Genomic DNA, 18,043 nt, shown 5'->3' on the forward strand with positions numbered 1-18,043 from the left:
GCGGGGGCAGGAGCACATCAAGCTGAGCACGGAACACAGCGGCAAGAGCCAGTTGAACCTGGGGCATCTGGTGGATGCGCACAGGCAACAGCGTGGTGAAGGGTTCGAGTTGCGCACGGATGGGTGGGGCGCGATCCGGGGTGGGAAGAGGGTGTTTATCAGTGCGGATGAGCAGGGTAAGGCGCAGGGGCAGCAACTCGATATGGCCGCAGCCATTGCGCAGTTGGAGGGCGCGCTATCCCTGGCTCGCTCCATGGCTCAAGCGGCCAGTAGTGCTCAGGTGAACCCCGGTGACATCGACAGCCAACGAGGCTTGCAAGCGCGTCTCAAAGGCCTGGCGCAGCCCTGTGTTTTGCTGCACGCCCCAGAGGGCATCGGCGTGCTCAGCCCCAAGGCTGTCTGCGTGGCTTCCGGTGCAGAAAGCGTAGGCATCATGGCGGCGCACAACACCGACATCAGTGCTGGGCATAACATCACCGCAGCGGCCGAGGGCGGTGTCAGCCTGTTCGCGCAACAGGCCGACCTGCAACTCAAGGCGGATCAAGGCAAAGTCGAATTACACGCCCGGGGCAACAGCCTTCACGCGTTGGCGAAGACCGACATCAAGATCGAAAGCCTTGAAGGTCGTGTCGAGATCAGTGCCCCACAAGAGTTGGTCTTCAACTGCGCAGGCGCCTACATCCGCCTCAAGGGCGGTGATATAGAGCTCGGCGCTCCCGGCAATATCTACCTGAAGGCCGCCGCCGTAGAAAAACGCGGCAGCACTCGCCTCGATACCCCTGCATCGCCGTTGCCGACAGGGTATGCCGGTGGCTACACGTTGAAAGACGCCACCCAGGCGGTCATGCGCTTTAGCCGTTACCGGATTACCACCGCGCAGGGGGAGGTGTTCAGCGGGGTGACCGATAAAGACGGCAAGACCATGAGTGTTCATACGCTTTTGCCGGGGGCGTTGAGAGTTGAACTGCCAGAGTCCGAAAACTGGATCAGTTTTTTCCCTTCAAATGCACTGAAGTATGAAGGCATAAAGTGTACTGCGACGATGGGTGATGGAACGGTTCTACAAGGAGAATTTGATAGCGAAAACAAAGCGAGCTTTTACTCATTTGCAGCAAAAAACTGCATCAAATTTGAAGTGGAAAACCTGGACTTTCAGGCGGACCAGCAAAGCGGCGCAGAAAACCTGCTCAAAAAACTATCGGAGTAAATAACATGGACGTTTTTTACCGAGACTACTTAGCGCAGAAAGCATATCCAATTGATGACAACACACTCGAATCGGCACTCCAAAGCTTTGAAGGAGCGGCGCTAAGCTTTTCTTCGGGCTTCATCAATGATGCAAAACAGCGCGATAACTACAACCAAAACGTCAAAAGGATCAGAGCGGAAGTACTAACGCAAGTAGAGTCCGGAAACGTTTCGGTAAAAGAGGCTGCAGAATTTTGCTATGAAGCGCGAAACAAAATCATGGCGGAGACCAGAAAGCGTACATCGGTGCCAGGCCGTGCTATTGCGCAGAGCAGAAAAAGCATTGCTCCCACTCTAGAAAAGCTTCTGAATGAAAAGTCCACCAAGAAATTTGGAAAAATATTTACTGAGCTGAATTCTGAACAAAAGACCTCAATGTATTACGAGATTGTCGAGTCATCAGCCAGACCCGATGCAAGATTCAACACCCTTAACAAGGCGCTAAGGGTCTCAGGAAAGGTGCTGATTGTCGTCACTATCACTTACGCGACTTATGAGATCATCAACGCGGACAACAAGCCAAAAGAGGCTATCAAGCAGGGTATTACGATTGCCGGCGGAGCCGCCGGAACTTCGTTGGCGGGCCTGGCCGTATCCACCGTCTGCGGCCCGGGCGCACCGTTTTGCGCAATCGGTTTAATGCTGGCGGCTGGCGTAACATCTGGATGGGTTGCCTCGAAGCTGGCTGACTCCATGGACGATGAGATAGAAGAGTTTACCAAGTGGAAAATCAACTAGAGCAAAGAAAGCTATGGTCGGCGCTCTCTGATTTATTTGTAGACGCCAAAGTCGATTACAAGCAAATCGCAGAAGCACTAAAAGACTTCTCCATTGAAGAGATTGAATTCGCTTTATTTGAGAGAGTAGCTCCTGTTTGCATCAGCAACATGCTCGCCCCCATCCCTCCCATTTGGTGGTACTTCGACGAAGACCAATTAGCCTCAGACATTGAGGCCCTGATAAGAAAAAGGGCTCGACAGGGAGTCATCGGCAAATGCGCATGTGCGGTGCAGAGGTGCCTGATACGACGTATTGGCTCGAGTACATGGGCCGAACTAAAAGCAGAAATTGAGACAGCCAAAGCAGCCAAAGGAATGACTTGCAGGAGCCAATGAACGATAGCATTGAGCAATCACTCAAACCTTACTCCGACCCAATGTGGGAGGGGACAGTCAAATCGCAGCACCGTCCCTCCTACACTTCAATGGTGTCCGTTCAAGCCTTACTTCATGCTGGTGAACGCCAACTTCACCCCAATGGCAATCAACACCGCCCCCATCGTCCGATCAAACCAGTGCCCCATCCGCGCAAACCCTGCACGCACGCGCTGTTGGCTAAACAGCATGGCCACCAGGCAGAACCATACCGCCGTGGCCACTGCCAGGTACAAGCCATAACCCGCCTGGATCGCCAACGGCGTGTGCGGGTTGATCACTACGGTGAACAGTGACAGGAAGAACAACGTCGCCTTGGGGTTCAGGCCATTGGTCACGAAGCCGGCAGTGAACGCCCCGCGCGCGGTGCGTTCACCGACTTCAGCGTGCAATTCACCCTCGGCCGCAGGCTTGGCCGGCTGTGCGCGCAGGGCCTTGAAGCCGATGTACAGCAGGTAGGCCGCCGCCGCCCACTTCAGGGCGTTGAACAACACGATGGACTGGGACACGATCAAGCCAATGCCGAGTAGCGAGTAGCCCACGTGCAGGAAAATCGCCGAGCCGACGCCCAGCGCAGTCCAGGTCCCGGCGCGGCGGCCGTGGGTAACACTTTCCCGTACCACCACGGCGAAATCCGGGCCGGGGCTGGCCACTGCCAACAAGTGAATCAGTGCCACGGTCAAAAACTCGGCGACGTACATGCTCACTCCAATTCAAGTAACTGATTATTTCATCTGATAGGCTCGGGAGATTACGCCTTCGAACCCTGTCGCAAAAGGTACAGTTGATGACGAACAATCGCCGCGCCGTCTTCCTCGATCATCCCTCACTGGATTTGGGAGACCTCGACCTCAGCGAGCTGCGAAACAGCTTCAGCGAACTGCAGCTGTTCGAGCAGACCACGCCGCAGAACGTGATCGAACGCCTGCAAGGCGCCCAAGTGGCGATCAGTAACAAGATTGCGCTCAACCCCGAAACCCTGGCCGCTTGCCCCGAGCTCAAGTTGATCCTGGTGTCGGCCACCGGCACCAACAACATCGACCTCGAAGCCGCCCGCGCCCATGGCATCACCGTGAGCAATTGCCAGGGCTACGGCACGCCGTCGGTGGCGCAGCACACGATCATGCTGTTGCTCAACCTGGCGACGCGCTTGAACGATTACCAGCGGGATGTCAGCGCCGGCAAATGGCAGCAAGCCAAGCAGTTCTGCCTGCTGGATCACCCGATTGTCGAGCTGGAAGGCAAAACCCTCGGCCTGCTTGGCCACGGTGAATTGGGCAGCGCCGTCGCGCGCCTGGCCGAAGCGTTTGGCATGCGCGTGCTGCTCGGCGCGATTCCCGGGCGCCCTGCCCGCGCCGACCGCGTGCCGCTGGACGAATTGCTGATGCAGGTCGACGCCCTGACCTTGCACTGCCCGCTGAACGAACACACCTGCGGCTTTATCGGCGCCCGCGAACTGGCACTGCTCAAGCCCGGCGCCTTTATCGTCAACACTGCGCGCGGTGGCTTGATCAATGAACAGGCCCTGGCCGACGCGCTGCGCAATGGCCATCTGGGCGGCGCGGCGACCGATGTGCTGAGTGTAGAGCCGCCGGTCAACGGCAATCCGCTGCTGGCCGGCGACATCCCTCGACTGATCGTCACGCCCCACAATGCCTGGGGCAGTCGCGAAGCACGCCAGCGCATCGTCGGCCAACTGGCGGAAAACGCCCGGGGCTTTTTCAGCGGTGCCCCGCTGCGGGTTGTGAGTTGATAAACTGCGCCCCTTTTCAAGGAGCAGACCATGGATCCGCGCAGTGAAGTACTGCTTCGTCAGGCCGAACTTTTTCAAGGCAACGTGCTGCTCGTCGGCTTGCCTGCCGATGATCTGCTGGGCCGCCTGCCCAACGCCCACGGCTGGTGCTGGCACGCCGGCGACCAGGCGGCGCTCGATGCACGCTTCCCCGAGCGCAGCCAGTTCGGCGTGAATGTGCCCGAGCGGGCATTTGATGCGGCGGTGATCTTCCTGCCCAAATCCAAGGATCTCACCGACTATCTGCTCAATGCCGTGGCCGCTCGTCTGCCCGCTGCGGAGCTGTTCCTGGTGGGGGAAAAAAAAGCCGGCATCGAAAGCGCCGCCAAGCAGATGACCCCCTTTGGCAAACCACGCAAGCTGGATAACGCGCGGCACTGCCAGCTGTGGCAAGTCACCGTGACCAACGCACCGCAAGCGATCGAACTGGAAAGCCTGGCTCAGGTTTTCGAAGTGCCACTGGCTGAAGGGCCGCTGAAGGTCGTGAGTTTGCCGGGGGTATTCAGCCATGGTCGCCTGGATCGCGGTACGGAACTGCTGCTGGAGCATCTGGATAAACTGCCGAGCGGTCACCTCCTGGATTTCGGTTGTGGCGCGGGCGTGCTCGGTGCTGCGGTCAAGCGTCGCTACCCGCACAACGCGGTGACGATGCTTGATGTCGATGCGTTCGCCGCGGCCAGCAGTCGCTTGACCCTCGCTGCCAACGGTCTGGAAGCCGAGGTGCTGACGGGCGACGGAATCGACGCTGCGCCGATGGGTTTGAACACGATTCTGAGCAATCCGCCGTTCCATGTCGGTGTACACACCGATTACTTCGCCACGGAAAACCTGCTGCGAAAAGCGGCGAAACATCTGGCAAAAGGCGGCGAACTGCGCTTGGTCGCCAACAGTTTCCTGAAGTACCAACCACTGATCGAAGAGCATCTAGGCGTGTGCGCAATCAAGGCCGAAGGCAATGGCTTCCGCATCTATCGCGCCAAGCGCGGCTGACGGGCGTTTGAAAAAGAAGGCTTGCCGAATGGATTCTGCCTAGGCAGAATCCGCTCCGTCCTAGGGGAGTAGTCTCCCACGAGCGCCATGCTCGTCCGGCATACGTCAACATACTTGGTCAACAGGCCATGGCGTATGCGACCCAGGTGTCCGCACAGACGGACCAGGGTTTGACAAGACCTATGACACGCACACCTTACCCGGGGCGGGAAGGCTGTACGTGTCATAGCCGTGTCGACCCGCCCCTGGAAACCTACCTGATGCTGGATTCATTACTCGTTCCTACCGCAATCGTTGCCTTGGCCGAAATCGGCGACAAGACGCAACTGCTCGCGCTCATCCTTGCCGCACGCTTTCGCAAACCCTGGCCGATCATCGCCGGCATCGTCGCCGCGACCCTGGCCAACCATGCGGCCGCCGGTGCCGTGGGGGCGTGGTTTGGCAGCTTCTTCTCGGATGCGGTGCTGCACTGGATCCTCGCAGCGAGCTTCTGCGCCACCGCGCTGTGGACCTTGGTGCCGGACAAACTCGATGACGACGAAGCCAGCACCACCCGCAAGTTCGGGCCGTTCCTGACCACGCTGATCGCATTCTTCCTCGCCGAAATCGGTGACAAGACCCAGATCGCCACAGTGATGCTGGCGGCACAGTATCCCGAGTTGTGGCTGGTGATTATCGGCACGACGCTGGGCATGCTGATTGCCAACGTGCCGGTGGTTCTGGCGGGAAATTTTGCAGCGGAGAAGCTGCCGCTGACCTTGATTCGGCGATTGGCGGCTACGGCGTTTTTCGTACTGGCGGTGGTTGCGGTGTACAAGGCCATGCAGAGCAGCGGCTGGATCTAAGACTCCAACACCAATCCAATGAGGGAGGGCTTTTGGCTTTCTGCGCAAACTCGTTCAGTTCATAACCTGCAACGGCGCGCTGTGTGCGCCCTGGCCGAAGGGTCAGGGCAGGATTCTCCACGGCGCGTCTTTCGGCAATACACACAGGGGTAAGCCAGTGCGCGAGCCTTTGCGGAATTATCTGAAGGAACACTTCAGATCTGGATACCACAAACGTGTCATAACCCTTTCTACGCAATGAGAGGTACCGATGGACACGTCATATTCAGTTTCTTCGTCCAACGCCGTGCAACGAAAACAATCAAGCGAGGATAATAAAGAGCAAGCCGCCTATAACAATGCGAGCGACCCTGCCTATCAAGCGGCGAACGCTGCGCCTTACATGGCGAATGTGCCATTTACGTACAACAACAACTCTGAACCCTCCACATCGGAGCAGCGCTCGATCAGCGTTAGCTCGATTCCCCAAGGCGACGCGGGCGGTATGTCCCGTCACCCTGAGCAAAGGGGCGGCGGTGGTTCCAGCTATCAGCGCGGTCCCACGCCAGAACAAATCCGCTATGAGGCCCAAGGCCGTGAAGGACCGATTCAATACGGCAGCCCTCAATCATCGTCTGCGCCAACCAAGGTTGACCTGAATAACGGACTCAATGATGGGAATGTTCGAATTAAATACTCCGCAGGGCGCCCGAATGGCTCAAATACAATCCACGAAAGGCTGTCGATTGAAACCGGCCAGGGAAATGATGCGGTTTATGTTACCGAGGGGCGAAATGGCGGAGTTCTTGCACAGGTAAACGGGCGGTCTTACGAGATTCCTTTTGAGGCAAACAGGCGGAATCAACAGACCATTGATGTCAAGACTGGCGATGGGAACGATTCCGTCGTTATTGATAACAGACTCGCACATGACGTCAACATCGACCTTGGAAGGGGCGATGATAGCGCGTTCGCCGGATCTGGAAGGACCAAAATCTACGGAGGGCCTGGCCAGGACAATATCAATCTGGGAAGTGGCGAAGGCTACGCTGAAGGCGGTGATGGGGATGACTTCATCACTGGTGGCTCAGGACATGCAACGATTTACGGTGGACCTGGCAGTGATGAGATACGTGCGGGTGGAGGGCCAGATACGAAAATCAACTACGTGGACGGGGGAGACGGCAGGGACCTCATCTATGGCGGGAGGGGTCGTAACGTGTTGTTTGGAGGGAACGGAGATGACTACATCTACGCGGGTGACAGCAGCACTATTGTTCCAGGCAAAGGTAACGACTGGGTGCAGACACACTCCAGGAATGATCATGTCATTGGGGAAAGAGCAGACGATCTTAGTCACGTCCACCCGTCGTCGTCCTTTGAGCACACAATACCCTCCCCTGATGCCGGCGCGCGCGGCATTAACATCCAGGGTAGTCCTTCGTTCACTCAGCGCGTGAATGATGACCTGGAGTCCCTGAGAAGCACTCGGGCCGGGCAGGAAACCCTGAAAATCATAGATTCGCTTGATGCACCTGTGACCCTGAAAGAAGGCGTATCAGGTAGTTTCTATTATTACGACGACCCGGGCGGGCGTCGCATGACCCCGCAGGAGCAGGGTTTGGCGCGCACGCCTGGCGTAATAAAAAACGGTGTTGCAGGCACTCCGGCGCAAAACCCAGCGGTTGAGTATGACCGATCATTCATTGCTCCCGGGCACCAGCGGCCTCCACTGGTTATTCTTCAACATGAACTTTCCCATGCGGTCAACGGGGGGCGGGGCACGATTCTTCCGGGGTCATCGCTAGTCTGGAATGGCCGTGGTCTGGAATGGGAGGCGAATTATGAACGCCAGGCGGTAGGACTCCCCACATCGAGCTATTTTGACTTTGACCGCAATCCCCGGACGCCGCCTACCAACACCAATCCCTGGCCTTACAACGAAAACGCGCTCCTCAACGAGCTTGGGTTGCCGCTGCGGCAAAGATACGGAGACTAGCTCATCAAGGCACCATACAAATGGCCTGGCGCAAAAGACGATGGCGCTTTTTCAGAGCCCCCCCAATAGCAGTGTGTCAGTACCTTCTTCATTAACTGACACCTTGCTAACGGGGTGCCCCCCACAACATTTGGGGGGCTATAGGAACTGGGAGATCAGGATTTCTTGGCCTGCTGATACAGCGGCATCACTTTTGGAATCGCCGCTTGCAACGAGGCGATTCGGCTGTCCGACGCCGGGTGAGTGCTCATGAACTCCGGTGGTGCACCTTCCGAAGCCTTGGCCATTTTGTTCCACAGCGTGATCGCCGCATTCGGGTTGTAACCGGCGCGAGCCGACAGCTCCAGGCCGATCAAGTCTGCCTCGTTTTCATTGGCTCGGCTGTTGGGCAAAGTCATGCCGTAGTTGGCCACGGTATCGGCCAATGCCAGGCTGTCCTGGCCCAGGCCGAACAAAGCGCCCGCGCCCTGCTTCGCCATCTCGATGCCATACGCCTTGGACATGGCTTCGCGACCGTGCTCGCGCAAGGCGTGGGCGATTTCATGCCCCATCACCGCCGCCAGCTCGTCATCGGTCAACTTGAGGTTGTCGATCAAAGCGCTGTACACAAAGATCTTGCCGCCAGGCCCGCAGTTGGCGTTCATTTCGTCGCTCTTGATCAGGTTCACTTCCCACTTCCACTGCGCCGCATCGGGGCGGAAGGTCGGTGCTTGGGCGATCAAGCGGTTGGCGATGGCCTGCACGCGCTTGGCGTTGGTGCTGGTCTTGTCCAACTGGCCCTTGCTGCTGGCTTCACCCAAGGTCTGCTGGTAGGACTGGGCATACATCTGGTCGACTTCCTGACTCGACAGCATGCTGAACATGTATTGCTTGCGCTCAACCCCGACGGCGCCGCCGCTGGTGGTGTTGACCGACTGGCAACCGGCCAGCAATAGCGCCGCTGCCAGTACGTTTATTGCCAATGATTTCTTCATGAACACTCTCCCTGAAAACATGGCGCGTATCGTAGGCGGTCATTTGTATTGGCGCCAGATACAACAGACGTGTAGCCGGATAATTTCAGATACATCTCACATGCCGCTCAACCGGGCGTCAAACACTCCGGCCCGTTCAGCTTCGGATCATTGACCATATTGGCCAATACACGCTCACGCAACGCACCAGGCTCGCTGGCCAGCAACGCCTGAAGCGTGTGCAAGGGCGTCTCCGGATTGAGCCACGCCTCCTGCCCTGCCGCATCCAGAATCAACGGCCGCCGCTGGCTTTGCGCGGCCTGGGTGACCACTGCCGTGCTCAGCCACACTTGCTCCTGCACAGGGTACGCTTCCCAGATCGCCGCAAAAAACAGCGTAGAGCCCTCCCCCGGCGTCAGCCAGTACGGGCGCTTGCGTTGGGTTCCGCGCCATTCGTAGAACCCGTTGGCCGGTAGCAGGCAGCGGCGCTGGCGAAATGCCTCGCGAAACATCGGTTGTTCGGCAAGGGTCTCGGCGCGGGCGTGGGCGGGGGTACGCGAAAGGTCAGTCAGCCACGGCGGCGTCAACCCCCAACGGGCACGGGCCAGGGTGCGCTGGCCGGCGTCGGCGCGCTGGATCAGCACCGAGTCATTCGGAGAAATGTTCCACTGGGCCTGCTGATCGGCCGGAAAACCCGGCAAGGCAGCAAAGGAGGGATTCCAGCGAAACAGGGCATAACGTCCACACATGGGGCAACACGACTCTTGGGTAAACCGACCGACAGCCTAACAGACCAACACGTCGGGGAAACTGTCGGGTTCATCGCCCGCCACGGGCTGTGCACCGATATAGGCGGTGATCAGCGCGCGGGCATTGGCGGCCTGGTCGTTATCCACTTCCAGGCCCAGCAGGCCGAAGATCGGCAGCTCGCCCGTGCCGCCGAGCAAATGCCGGCCAACCAGATGCGCCTCGATGCCCTCGCTGGCGAGCATCTGTTGCAACAACTCGCCTTCCATCAGGTTTTCCGGCTCGTAGATTCGCTGCATGGACCCACCTGTTATTCGTTTTCACCGCGCACGTTCAGCATCCATTCGCCGCCGTGCACCTGCAGGTCAAAAATGATCGGCCGGCAGCACACCGGGCAGTCTTCTATATATTCCTGATCGCCCCCGGACAGGTCCAGCAGCGCCGTGACCAGCTCCCCACAATAAGGACATTCGTACGACTCTTCTTCCATCGCGGCCTCCAAGGTGACTTGTGCGTATAATCGCCGGTCTATTTACAGGGTTATTTTCGGCCGGGACCATTACCCGGACCGTACCCTGGTATTTCCTCTACTTACCCTAGCCGTTTCTAACAAGAGAGCATGATGGGCCAATTCGATACCATCCGACCTTACAACGACAGCGAAGTCCCGGCAGTGCTGGACCGGCTGTTCAGTGACAAGGCCTTTCTGGACATCCTGACCCACTTCCGTTTCCCGCGCTTCGCCGGCGCCCTGGGCTGGCTGCTCAAGCCGATGATCGCCCGCAAGCTGCGCCGTGAATTTGCCGGCGTCACCACCGTGGCCACGCTGCAAGACAAAGTCGAGTACTACGTCGACCATACCATCGACCGCGCGACCGACGGCGTGACCTACACCGGCGTCGAGCAGCTCAAGTCCGGCACCGCCTACCTGTTCCTCGCCAACCATCGCGACATCGTGATGGACCCGGCCTTCGTCAACTACGCCGTATACCACGCCGGCCTGCCGACGCCACGTATCGCCATCGGCGACAACCTGCTGCAAAAGCCGTTTGTCAGCGACCTGATGCGCCTGAACAAGAGCTTTATCGTGCACCGCTCGATCAGTGGGCGAAAGGAGAAGATGGCGGCGTTCAACCTGCTGTCGGCCTACATCAACCATTCGATCCGCAATGACCGCGAGTCGATCTGGATCGCCCAGGCCGAGGGTCGAGCCAAGGACGGGGATGATCGCACCGAGTCGGCGATCCTCAAGATGTTCCACGTCAGCCGCAAGGATGAGCCGTTTGCCGAGGTGATCCAGTCGCTGAACCTGACGCCGGTGTCCATCAGCTACGAATACGACCCGTGCGATTCAGCCAAGGCCCGCGAGCTGTACATCCGCGCCACCACCGGCACCTACAGCAAGGCACCGGGCGAAGATGACGTGAGCATTGCCCTGGGCATCACCGGCTACAAGGGCCGGGTGCACGTGAACTTCGCGCCGCCGATCACCGAGCGGTTCGAAGACACCAAGGTGCTGGCCATGGAAATGGACCGGCAGATTCTCGGCGGTTATCGGTTGTTCCCGGTGCACTACCTGGCGTACGCGCAGTGGAGCGAGGCTGATCCGCAGTTGCAGGTGCCGACGGCCGCCGAGGTATTCCCGGCCGATGAGCTGGCGAAGGCGAAGGCCGAGTGGGAGCGACGCTTGCACGAATGCCCGGCTGAACATCGGCCGTTCCTGGTGGTGCAGTACGCCACGCCGGTGCGCAACCAATACCGGGTCAAGGCTGGCATCCCGCTGTAGACGAAAATGTGGGAGCGGGCTTGTGTGGGAGCGGGCTTGCTCGCGAATGCGGAGTTTCAGTCACTAGATTTGTTACTGACCCACCGCATTCGCGAGCAAGCCCGCTCCCACATTTGTTTTGTAGTGTGTTTTAGAGGTGGGTGCTGAGCCAGGAAATAGCCAGCGCCAAGCCCAGGCAGGCGAACCCTATGCGGTAAGCCACTCGATGCGCCCGTTCGGTGCGTACATCCAGAAACAACATCGGCTGGTCGATAGCGCGATCTTCGCCTTGTGCGGTCAGGTCGGCCATGGCGCGTTGCTCGCGCAGGCGGGTAATGGCCAGCAGCGCCGAACCCGGGAGCGCCACCGCCAAAGCAACAACATTGATCAATAGAGCGGGCAGCGCCATCGCAAACCTCGGGAAAACAGTGCCTGGGTATCAGTTCGGATACCTATCCGGACGCAGTGGCATCTTGCGCCACTCATGTTTCATTCCCAGCATGGACGGCTAATGTAGCCAGTAATTTACGGCGTCACCTGAACGTCACCTTAACAAGCCACTCTGTTGCCCTTCGAACGTTCGGGAGCTTGTCATGCTGCACGCACACAACCAGGATCGGCTGTATCTGATCACCCAAAGTGATGAACAAGAGGCGCTGATCGGCGGCCTGGCATTCAACGTTCAGGATCGTCATTGGCTGGTGTATTGCGCCCTTGGCGGGCACCAGCACGCGGACTTGCCGGAAGCGGACTTGTTGACCGGCGTGAGCCTGCTGGACTTCTGTATCGACACCGCCGCGTGAAACTCAAGGCGTAAAAAAACCGGGCCCATCACTGGGCCCGGTTTTTTGGATCGGTTATTGCGAACTGAGCAACGAACCGATGCTTGGGTCCTTGAACAGGCGGGTCAAGGCATCGCTCAACACGTCGCTGACCAGCTTGGTGTTGGTTTCCTGGTTCGGCGACATACCGAAACGCTGGTTCAACGATGCGCCGTAGCGGCCGCTGTAGCGACGGGTGCCGGCGGTGACGTCGGACTTGAAGGTGGCGCCGATGGAGGCTTCGGTCACGTACAGGCCTTCCTTGGGCGACTGATATTTCAGCTCGGCCAGGGTGATGGTCAGTTGCGGGGCGCCCGGCGCGTTGGGGCTCGGCGTGAAGCCCAGCAGGCGCACGGCCGCTTCAGCCTGGGCTTGCAGCTTGGGCAGCACGTCCTGGCCGGTGACCGAAATCAGCGCAGTCTCCGGGTACAAGCCACCACGGGAACCCAGGGTTGGCGACGGACGGCCGTCCACCACACGCACCGACACCGGCTGGCCGTGGCCCACTGGCGCCAGCTGCGTGGTGAGCTTCGGTTGCGGGCTGAGTTGTTGCGGGCTGTTGGCGCAGCCAACCAGGGTCAAGCTGGTCACAGTGATCAAACCGAACAACAGGCGTTGCAACATGCGCTTCTCTCCAGAAATCAAGTACCGACAGGCCGGCAGTATAGCGGTGCGCCACTGCCCGGAACTAGCATCAGTTACAACCTGAGACCCGCAAGGGCGGCGGCGGTTCGCTGTCACCGATATGTCACAGCCGATACATCCGCTCGTCATCCCCCGCAGGCAAGCTTGGCCTCAATCTCAGGAGGTTGATCACCATGAATTTTCTCTGGTCATTGTTCGTGCGCAAGCCCGCCCTTCGCCAGTTTGCCCTGCTCGATGCACAAGGCCGCTGCCAGGCATTCAAGGAGTGCGACCAGCCGCCGGTGGGCAATGGCTGGGTGGAAATCGACGAGATCCGCCTGAGCTGGATGCACCGCCCGCTGCCAGCCCGGGCCCGCGTCAGCCCGCGTGCGGCGCAGTCGCCCCGGCACCAGCCGTTGGCCGCCTGACCGAACACCTAATAAAAGTCATAAAACACGCCCATTTCCTTGGCGTTCTTCGCTACAATCTCCCCCCGATTATAAGGACGTCTCCTGATCGGGCCCCGCAACATCGTTAATGCCTCGGTATTAACCCCCCAATCGCCCACAGAGAGCCGCCCACACAGATCGAATAGAGCTGGCGTGCTTGCTGCTTTCGTTGCAAACCACCCCCTCTTTATATCGAATCTGCCAGAGCTGCCATTGCGCTCGGCCACTTGAGTTGTTTGCCCGTTTTTGCCGCCTGTCGGCAAGCAATCCGGGCCAGGTGCCAGGCTGAGGCAGCCCTTTTTTGAGGTTCACGTCTTCAAAAGAGCGTGAAAAAAACGGGTTTTCACAACTTCACAAGAGTGTGGCGAGCAAATGAATAGTTTGGCGTGTGTACAAGCACCATCAGCGTCTTTAACAGCCCAACCACACAGGACCGAGCCCTCCTCAAAAACCGGAGCTTGAGCCTGTCCGCTACGGATTGGTTGCACGAATCACACGCTTTGACCATAAGTCGAATTGCCACAGGCGGCCATGAATGCGTTCATAGGCGGATTGGCCGGGCAGGAAGCGTGTGCTGAAGTTGCAAAGAATTGCGAAACGGACATGGCGATCCTGGCCATGAGTATCCTGGGGCAACACGTGAACCGCCCCGTCACTCCTGGCAGCCATGCCGTCAATTTGGTGCTGCAGATTTTGGAGACGCGTTAAATGGCGCATAACGAAGCAGTCGACGTAGTACTGGTAGGGGCCGGCATCATGAGTGCCACCCTGGCCGTACTGCTTAAAGAGCTCGACCCCGGCCTCAAGCTGGAAGTCGTTGAGCTGATGGATTCGGGTGCCGCGGAAAGTTCCAACCCGTGGAACAACGCCGGCACCGGTCACGCCGGGCTGTGTGAGCTGAACTACACGCCGCAGGCCGCCGATGGCTCCATCGACATCAAGAAAGCCGTGCACATCAACACCCAGTTCGAGGTGTCGAAGCAGTTCTGGGCGTACCTGACCAAAAAGGGCACCTTTGGCTCGTCCAAGTCCTTTATCAGCCCGGTGCCACACCTGAGCTTCGTACAGGGCGAAAAAGGCGTGGAGTTCCTCAAGAAGCGCTTTGATTCCCTCAGCCGCCATCACGCATTTTCGGACATGCACTACACCGAAGACCGCGCCGAGATGGCCGAGTGGATGCCGCTGATGATGCCGGGCCGCCCGCTCGACGAAAAAATCGCCGCCACCCGCGTACTCAACGGCACCGACGTCAACTTCGGCGCCCTGACCAACCAGCTGCTGGGTCACCTGACCAGCTCGCCGGATGCCCAGGTCAAGTACTGCAAGCGCGTCACCGGCCTCAAGCGCAATGGCGCTGGCTGGACCGTGAGCATCAAGGACGTCAACAGCGGCAACAGCCGTGAAGTCGACGCCAAGTTCGTCTTCCTCGGCGCCGGTGGCGCGGCCCTGCCGCTGCTGCAAGCCTCGGGGATCGAAGAAAGCAAAGGCTTTGGCGGTTTCCCGGTCAGCGGCCAGTGGCTGCGTTGCGACAACCCGGAAGTGGTCAAGCACCACCAGGCCAAGGTCTACAGCCAGGCTGCCGTGGGTTCGCCGCCGATGTCCGTGCCACACCTGGACACCCGTGTGGTCGATGGCAAGAAGTCCCTGCTGTTCGGGCCCTACGCCGGCTTCACCACCAAGTTCCTCAAGCACGGTTCGTTCCTCGACCTGCCACTGTCGATCCGCGCCGGCAACATCGGCCCGATGCTGGCCGTGGCCCGCGACAACATGGACCTGACCAAGTACCTGGTCAGCGAAGTGCGCCAGTCCATGGAACAGCGCCTGGAGTCCCTGCGTCGCTTCTACCCTGAAGCGAAAGCCGAAGACTGGCGCCTGGAAGTGGCCGGCCAACGGGTGCAGATCATCAAGAAAGACCCGAAGAAAGGCGGCGTGCTGCAATTCGGCACCGAGCTGGTCGCGGCCAAGGACGGCTCGCTGGCCGCACTGCTGGGCGCATCCCCGGGTGCTTCGGTGACCGTTTCGATCATGCTGGAACTGATCGAAAAATGCTTCCCCGGCAAAGCTGCCGGTGAATGGGCTGCCAAGCTTCAGGAAATATTCCCCGCGCGGGAAAAAGTCCTGGAGACCGATGCCGAGCTGTATCGCAAGATCAACACGCAGAACAACATCAGCCTGGAGCTGGTGGAGCCTGCCGCCGAGACCGAGAGCTACGCTTGAGGCCTTGAAGCCATAAAAAACGCCCCGCCCTCTGCATGAGGACGGGGCGTTTTTGTATGTCTCGGAAAATCAGCCGCGGGCTTTTTCGATCAGTTCGATGTACTCATCGGCGTTGCGCTGATCCTTGACCAGGTCGACAAAGGTCTGGCCATGTTCATCCTTGCCATCGAGGTCCAAGCCGGCTTCCTTGAAGAAACCCAGGAAACGCTCGAAGTCGTCGATGCGCAGGCCACGGTAAGCCTTGATCAGCTTGTGCAGGGACGGGGAAGTCGCGTCGACCGGCTCGAAGTCCAGGAACAACTTGATCTGATCATCACCGATCTCGTCACCAATCACCTGTTTCTTATCTTTACGCATTACCGACTCCAGCCTGCAGACATTTACACGGGACTGGAAGTCTACCTGCGAGACGCCGCCTTCGAAAGCGCTGGAGGTCCAATGTGGGAGCGGGCTTGCTCGCGAAAGCGGTATATCAGTTGAAGCATTTATCGACTGACCCACCGCTTTCGCGAGCAAGCCCGCTCCCACATTTGGATCCTCAGTGTTCTGGCTATTTGGTACGAACGGCACCGGTGTGTAAGTCCGCCCAGATGTGGCCGTTGGCGTAACTGAGGAATTGCACATACAGGGTGTCGTTACGCAGCAAGTCGACGATTACGCGGTACTGAGCCACCGGATAGGACAGGGTCAGGGTCTTGCTCTTATCGTCGTACGCCGGTTTTTTCAGGCTTTTGCTTTCAGCGTCGAAATTGAGCACCACCTGATTGATGGTCGCGCCTTTGTTCAGGGACTTGCCCTTGAGGCGGATCATCAACGGCGAAGTCACCGGGATCGGTTGCTGAGTGGACTGACGCTGGTTACCCACCACCACCGCATACTCGGTGACTTGCAGCAACTGCTGCTGGTCGGGAGTTCCGGCACGCAGGCTCAGGTCATCCGGCGGCAGGAATTGGCTATGCATCGGTGCAGGGGCGGCAGCCAGGGGCAGGCTGAGGGTCAGCGCCAGGACGGCGCAGGTGCGAATCAACAGGCTCATGGAAAGCTCCAGACGCAGGGCCAGGCACTCTAGCATGCCGGCCCTGCACCTGATGAAGCGCGTTTACATGCCTTTGACGGCATAGATGCCATTGGCATTGCGCCAGTAGCCCTTGTAGTCCATGCCGTAACCGAAGATGTAGCGGTCAACGCATGGCAGGCCGACGAAATCGGCTTTCAGTTCTGGGCGGGCCTTGCGGTCGTGATCTTTGTCGATCAGCACGGCGGTATGCACTTTGCGCGCGCCTGCGTGTTTGCAGAAGTCGATGATCGCGCCCAGGGTGTGACCTTCGTCGAGGATGTCGTCGATGATCAGCACGTCACGGTCGATGAACGAGACTTCCGGCTTGGCTTTCCAGAACAGGTCGCCGCCGCTGGTTTCATTGCGATAACGGGTGGCGTGCAGGTAGGACGCTTCCAGCGGGAATTGCAGGTGGGTGAGCAATTTGCCGGCAAAGATCAGGCCGCCGTTCATCACACAGAAAACCACCGGGTTGGTGTCGGCCATTTCGCGGCTGATGTGCGCGCCGACCTTGGCGATCGCCTCTTCGACTTGCGCTTCGGTGTACAGGCAGTCAGCCTCGCGCATGATTTGACGGATATGCTCGAGATCAGCGGACATGGCGCTCTCCAAGGGGGTGCTGTGGCAAGAAAAGCGGGCGAAGGTACGCTTCTCGTGCGCTCCGATCAAGCGCTAATGGACTAACGTACTAGATGTCTATAGGACAACACCCTCGGATAGATTAATCTAGGCCGGTTTTTTTGCCCGCCGCCGGAGCCTTTCCCATGCCCACTCGCGAGATCCGCCACCCGCTGATCCGACACAAACTCGGCCTTATGCGCCGCGCCGACATTAGCACGAAGAATTTCCGTGAGCTTGCTCAGGAAGTCGGAGCGCTGCTCACTTACGAAGCCACCAAGGATTTGCCCCTGGAGAGCTACGAGATTCCTGGTTGGGCCGGTCCCGTCCAGGTCGAGAAAATCGCCGGTAAGAAAATCACCGTCGTCCCGATCCTGCGTGCCGGTATCGGCATGCTCGAAGGTGTGCTCAGCCTGATCCCGGGCGCCAAGGTCAGCGCCGTGGGCGTTGCCCGCAATGAAGAAACGCTGGAGGCGCACACCTACCTGGAAAAACTTGTCCCGGAAATCGACGAGCGCCTGGCAATGATCATCGACCCGATGCTCGCCACCGGCAGCTCCATGGTCGCCACCATCGACCTGCTGAAAAAAGCCGGCTGCAAAGACATCCGCGCCATGGTGCTGGTCGCCGCGCCGGAAGGTATCGCCGCGGTCGAGAAGGCCCACCCGGACGTGCAGATCTACACCGCGTCCATCGACGAGCGCCTGAACGAACACGGCTACATCATCCCGGGCCTGGGCGACGCCGGCGACAAGATCTTCGGCACCAAGCAGAAGGACGCGTGA

At 59.0% G+C, this 18,043-nt stretch carries 22 protein-coding genes, 1 pseudogene and 1 riboswitch; of the genes and pseudogenes, 13 read left to right on the top strand and 10 right to left on the bottom strand.

The genetic code is table 11. The features are described 5' to 3' along the window. The 3 genes and pseudogenes from LIY36_RS17685 to LIY36_RS17695 all read left to right on the top strand — a co-directional run. Positions 1 to 974 (top strand): annotated as a pseudogene (locus LIY36_RS17685) (DUF2345 domain-containing protein); the annotation flags it as partial. A gap of 238 nt (positions 975 to 1,212) precedes the next feature. Further along, positions 1,213 to 1,986: a hypothetical protein gene (locus tag LIY36_RS17690; protein WP_226456459.1), complete on the top strand. Its 774-nt coding sequence runs from the start codon at positions 1,213 to 1,215 to the stop codon at positions 1,984 to 1,986. Further along, entirely contained in the window at positions 1,971 to 2,363 is a 393-nt protein-coding gene (locus LIY36_RS17695) for a DUF7079 family protein (RefSeq protein WP_226456460.1), read from the top strand. Before LIY36_RS17690 ends, LIY36_RS17695 begins: the two co-directional genes overlap by 16 nt. 107 nt (positions 2,364 to 2,470) lie before the next feature. Here LIY36_RS17695 and LIY36_RS17700 read toward each other — a convergent pair whose 3' ends face one another. Further along, positions 2,471 to 3,103: a LysE family translocator gene (locus tag LIY36_RS17700; protein ID WP_192297644.1), complete on the bottom strand. Its 633-nt coding sequence runs from the start codon at positions 3,101 to 3,103 to the stop codon at positions 2,471 to 2,473. 86 nt (positions 3,104 to 3,189) lie between these two features. Between LIY36_RS17700 and LIY36_RS17705 the strand changes: the two genes are divergently transcribed. From LIY36_RS17705 to LIY36_RS17720, 4 genes are all read left to right on the top strand, one after another. Beyond that, positions 3,190 to 4,155, top strand: a complete 966-nt coding sequence (locus LIY36_RS17705) for a 2-hydroxyacid dehydrogenase (RefSeq protein ID WP_226456461.1) — start codon at positions 3,190 to 3,192, stop codon at positions 4,153 to 4,155. A gap of 30 nt (positions 4,156 to 4,185) precedes the next feature. Next, positions 4,186 to 5,184 (top strand): class I SAM-dependent methyltransferase, encoded by a 999-nt coding sequence (locus LIY36_RS17710; protein WP_226456462.1) that lies wholly within the window; start codon positions 4,186 to 4,188, stop codon positions 5,182 to 5,184. A 50-nt stretch (positions 5,185 to 5,234) separates the two neighbouring features. Beyond that, positions 5,235 to 5,356: riboswitch (yybP-ykoY riboswitch) on the top strand. 88 nt (positions 5,357 to 5,444) lie between these two features. Next, a complete protein-coding gene (locus LIY36_RS17715) occupies positions 5,445 to 6,029 on the top strand; it encodes a TMEM165/GDT1 family protein (protein WP_016974259.1) in 585 nt (194 codons plus the stop codon). 250 nt (positions 6,030 to 6,279) lie between these two features. Further along, complete coding sequence (locus LIY36_RS17720) at positions 6,280 to 8,007, top strand: M91 family zinc metallopeptidase (protein ID WP_226456463.1); 1,728 nt, start codon at positions 6,280 to 6,282, stop codon at positions 8,005 to 8,007. Between the two features lie 155 nt (positions 8,008 to 8,162). On the opposite strand, the gene LIY36_RS17725 is transcribed toward LIY36_RS17720, so the two are convergent. The 4 genes from LIY36_RS17725 to LIY36_RS17740 all read right to left on the bottom strand — a co-directional run bounded on the left by LIY36_RS17725 (position 8,163) and on the right by LIY36_RS17740 (position 10,197). Further along, on the bottom strand, positions 8,163 to 8,981 hold the full coding sequence (locus LIY36_RS17725; protein WP_192297650.1) for a M48 family metallopeptidase: 819 nt from the start codon (positions 8,979 to 8,981) through the stop codon (positions 8,163 to 8,165). 107 nt (positions 8,982 to 9,088) lie between these two features. After that, positions 9,089 to 9,709: an SOS response-associated peptidase gene (locus LIY36_RS17730; RefSeq protein WP_192297651.1), complete on the bottom strand. Its 621-nt coding sequence runs from the start codon at positions 9,707 to 9,709 to the stop codon at positions 9,089 to 9,091. A 36-nt stretch (positions 9,710 to 9,745) separates the two neighbouring features. Next, a complete protein-coding gene (locus LIY36_RS17735; RefSeq protein WP_192297652.1) occupies positions 9,746 to 10,006 on the bottom strand; it encodes a putative signal transducing protein in 261 nt (86 codons plus the stop codon). Between the two features lie 11 nt (positions 10,007 to 10,017). Continuing rightward, a complete protein-coding gene (locus tag LIY36_RS17740) occupies positions 10,018 to 10,197 on the bottom strand; it encodes a CPXCG motif-containing cysteine-rich protein (protein WP_192297653.1) in 180 nt (59 codons plus the stop codon). Between the two features lie 132 nt (positions 10,198 to 10,329). On the opposite strand from LIY36_RS17740, the gene LIY36_RS17745 reads away from it, so the two are divergent. Next, complete coding sequence (locus tag LIY36_RS17745) at positions 10,330 to 11,493, top strand: 1-acyl-sn-glycerol-3-phosphate acyltransferase (protein ID WP_226456464.1); 1,164 nt, start codon at positions 10,330 to 10,332, stop codon at positions 11,491 to 11,493. Between the two features lie 130 nt (positions 11,494 to 11,623). Here LIY36_RS17745 and LIY36_RS17750 read toward each other — a convergent pair whose 3' ends face one another. Next, positions 11,624 to 11,881 carry a hypothetical protein gene (locus LIY36_RS17750; protein ID WP_226456465.1) on the bottom strand — a complete coding sequence of 86 codons (258 nt, stop codon included), beginning with the start codon at positions 11,879 to 11,881 and terminating at the stop codon, positions 11,624 to 11,626. A gap of 184 nt (positions 11,882 to 12,065) precedes the next feature. On the opposite strand from LIY36_RS17750, the gene LIY36_RS17755 reads away from it, so the two are divergent. Further along, on the top strand, positions 12,066 to 12,275 hold the full coding sequence (locus LIY36_RS17755) for a hypothetical protein (RefSeq protein ID WP_226456466.1): 210 nt from the start codon (positions 12,066 to 12,068) through the stop codon (positions 12,273 to 12,275). 54 nt (positions 12,276 to 12,329) lie between these two features. Here the strand turns inward: LIY36_RS17755 and LIY36_RS17760 are convergent, their stop codons facing one another. Beyond that, positions 12,330 to 12,917 carry a YajG family lipoprotein gene (locus tag LIY36_RS17760; protein WP_192297657.1) on the bottom strand — a complete coding sequence of 196 codons (588 nt, stop codon included), beginning with the start codon at positions 12,915 to 12,917 and terminating at the stop codon, positions 12,330 to 12,332. Between the two features lie 194 nt (positions 12,918 to 13,111). Here LIY36_RS17760 and LIY36_RS17765 point away from each other — a divergent pair, with 194 nt between their 5' ends. The 3 genes from LIY36_RS17765 (at position 13,112) to mqo (ending at position 15,583) form a co-directional block, all read left to right on the top strand. Further along, on the top strand, positions 13,112 to 13,345 hold the full coding sequence (locus LIY36_RS17765) for a hypothetical protein (RefSeq protein WP_192297658.1): 234 nt from the start codon (positions 13,112 to 13,114) through the stop codon (positions 13,343 to 13,345). Positions 13,346 to 13,897: 552 nt separating this feature from the next. Then, positions 13,898 to 14,074: a hypothetical protein gene (locus LIY36_RS17770; protein WP_226456595.1), complete on the top strand. Its 177-nt coding sequence runs from the start codon at positions 13,898 to 13,900 to the stop codon at positions 14,072 to 14,074. Further along, positions 14,075 to 15,583, top strand: coding sequence for a malate dehydrogenase (quinone) (mqo, locus tag LIY36_RS17775; RefSeq protein WP_192297659.1), 1,509 nt, complete (start codon positions 14,075 to 14,077; stop codon positions 15,581 to 15,583). It begins immediately after the preceding gene. Positions 15,584 to 15,652: 69 nt separating this feature from the next. Here the strand turns inward: mqo and LIY36_RS17780 are convergent, their stop codons facing one another. The 3 genes from LIY36_RS17780 to LIY36_RS17790 all read right to left on the bottom strand — a co-directional run bounded on the left by LIY36_RS17780 (position 15,653) and on the right by LIY36_RS17790 (position 17,240). Then, positions 15,653 to 15,940 (bottom strand): PA4642 family protein, encoded by a 288-nt coding sequence (locus tag LIY36_RS17780; protein ID WP_192297660.1) that lies wholly within the window; start codon positions 15,938 to 15,940, stop codon positions 15,653 to 15,655. A gap of 193 nt (positions 15,941 to 16,133) precedes the next feature. Then, positions 16,134 to 16,619, bottom strand: coding sequence for a hypothetical protein (locus LIY36_RS17785; RefSeq protein WP_192297661.1), 486 nt, complete (start codon positions 16,617 to 16,619; stop codon positions 16,134 to 16,136). 63 nt (positions 16,620 to 16,682) lie between these two features. Beyond that, positions 16,683 to 17,240, bottom strand: coding sequence for a hypoxanthine-guanine phosphoribosyltransferase (locus LIY36_RS17790; RefSeq protein ID WP_017738742.1), 558 nt, complete (start codon positions 17,238 to 17,240; stop codon positions 16,683 to 16,685). Between the two features lie 164 nt (positions 17,241 to 17,404). On the opposite strand from LIY36_RS17790, the gene upp reads away from it, so the two are divergent. Next, positions 17,405 to 18,043: a uracil phosphoribosyltransferase gene (gene upp / locus LIY36_RS17795; RefSeq protein WP_192297662.1), complete on the top strand. Its 639-nt coding sequence runs from the start codon at positions 17,405 to 17,407 to the stop codon at positions 18,041 to 18,043.

The organism is Pseudomonas sp. AF03-9 (assembly GCF_020515815.1).
Lineage (GTDB): Bacteria > Pseudomonadota > Gammaproteobacteria > Pseudomonadales > Pseudomonadaceae > Aquipseudomonas.

What these genes read in the sequence shown, in the direction of transcription:
- LIY36_RS17690 (WP_226456459.1), top strand. Translation starts at nt 1,213, where the DNA reads ATGGACGTTTTTTACCGAGACTACTTAGCGCAGAAAGCATATCCAATT.
- LIY36_RS17700 (WP_192297644.1), bottom strand. Translation starts at nt 3,103, where the DNA reads ATGTACGTCGCCGAGTTTTTGACCGTGGCACTGATTCACTTGTTGGCA.
- LIY36_RS17705 (WP_226456461.1), top strand. Translation starts at nt 3,190, where the DNA reads ATGACGAACAATCGCCGCGCCGTCTTCCTCGATCATCCCTCACTGGAT.
- LIY36_RS17710 (WP_226456462.1), top strand. Translation starts at nt 4,186, where the DNA reads ATGGATCCGCGCAGTGAAGTACTGCTTCGTCAGGCCGAACTTTTTCAA.
- LIY36_RS17715 (WP_016974259.1), top strand. Translation starts at nt 5,445, where the DNA reads ATGCTGGATTCATTACTCGTTCCTACCGCAATCGTTGCCTTGGCCGAA.
- LIY36_RS17720 (WP_226456463.1), top strand. Translation starts at nt 6,280, where the DNA reads ATGGACACGTCATATTCAGTTTCTTCGTCCAACGCCGTGCAACGAAAA.
- LIY36_RS17725 (WP_192297650.1), bottom strand. Translation starts at nt 8,981, where the DNA reads ATGAAGAAATCATTGGCAATAAACGTACTGGCAGCGGCGCTATTGCTG.
- LIY36_RS17730 (WP_192297651.1), bottom strand. Translation starts at nt 9,709, where the DNA reads ATGTGTGGACGTTATGCCCTGTTTCGCTGGAATCCCTCCTTTGCTGCC.
- LIY36_RS17735 (WP_192297652.1), bottom strand. Translation starts at nt 10,006, where the DNA reads ATGCAGCGAATCTACGAGCCGGAAAACCTGATGGAAGGCGAGTTGTTG.
- LIY36_RS17740 (WP_192297653.1), bottom strand. Translation starts at nt 10,197, where the DNA reads ATGGAAGAAGAGTCGTACGAATGTCCTTATTGTGGGGAGCTGGTCACG.
- LIY36_RS17745 (WP_226456464.1), top strand. Translation starts at nt 10,330, where the DNA reads ATGGGCCAATTCGATACCATCCGACCTTACAACGACAGCGAAGTCCCG.
- LIY36_RS17750 (WP_226456465.1), bottom strand. Translation starts at nt 11,881, where the DNA reads ATGGCGCTGCCCGCTCTATTGATCAATGTTGTTGCTTTGGCGGTGGCG.
- LIY36_RS17755 (WP_226456466.1), top strand. Translation starts at nt 12,066, where the DNA reads ATGCTGCACGCACACAACCAGGATCGGCTGTATCTGATCACCCAAAGT.
- LIY36_RS17760 (WP_192297657.1), bottom strand. Translation starts at nt 12,917, where the DNA reads ATGTTGCAACGCCTGTTGTTCGGTTTGATCACTGTGACCAGCTTGACC.
- LIY36_RS17765 (WP_192297658.1), top strand. Translation starts at nt 13,112, where the DNA reads ATGAATTTTCTCTGGTCATTGTTCGTGCGCAAGCCCGCCCTTCGCCAG.
- LIY36_RS17770 (WP_226456595.1), top strand. Translation starts at nt 13,898, where the DNA reads ATGAATGCGTTCATAGGCGGATTGGCCGGGCAGGAAGCGTGTGCTGAA.
- mqo (WP_192297659.1), top strand. Translation starts at nt 14,075, where the DNA reads ATGGCGCATAACGAAGCAGTCGACGTAGTACTGGTAGGGGCCGGCATC.
- LIY36_RS17780 (WP_192297660.1), bottom strand. Translation starts at nt 15,940, where the DNA reads ATGCGTAAAGATAAGAAACAGGTGATTGGTGACGAGATCGGTGATGAT.
- LIY36_RS17785 (WP_192297661.1), bottom strand. Translation starts at nt 16,619, where the DNA reads ATGAGCCTGTTGATTCGCACCTGCGCCGTCCTGGCGCTGACCCTCAGC.
- LIY36_RS17790 (WP_017738742.1), bottom strand. Translation starts at nt 17,240, where the DNA reads ATGTCCGCTGATCTCGAGCATATCCGTCAAATCATGCGCGAGGCTGAC.
- upp (WP_192297662.1), top strand. Translation starts at nt 17,405, where the DNA reads ATGCCCACTCGCGAGATCCGCCACCCGCTGATCCGACACAAACTCGGC.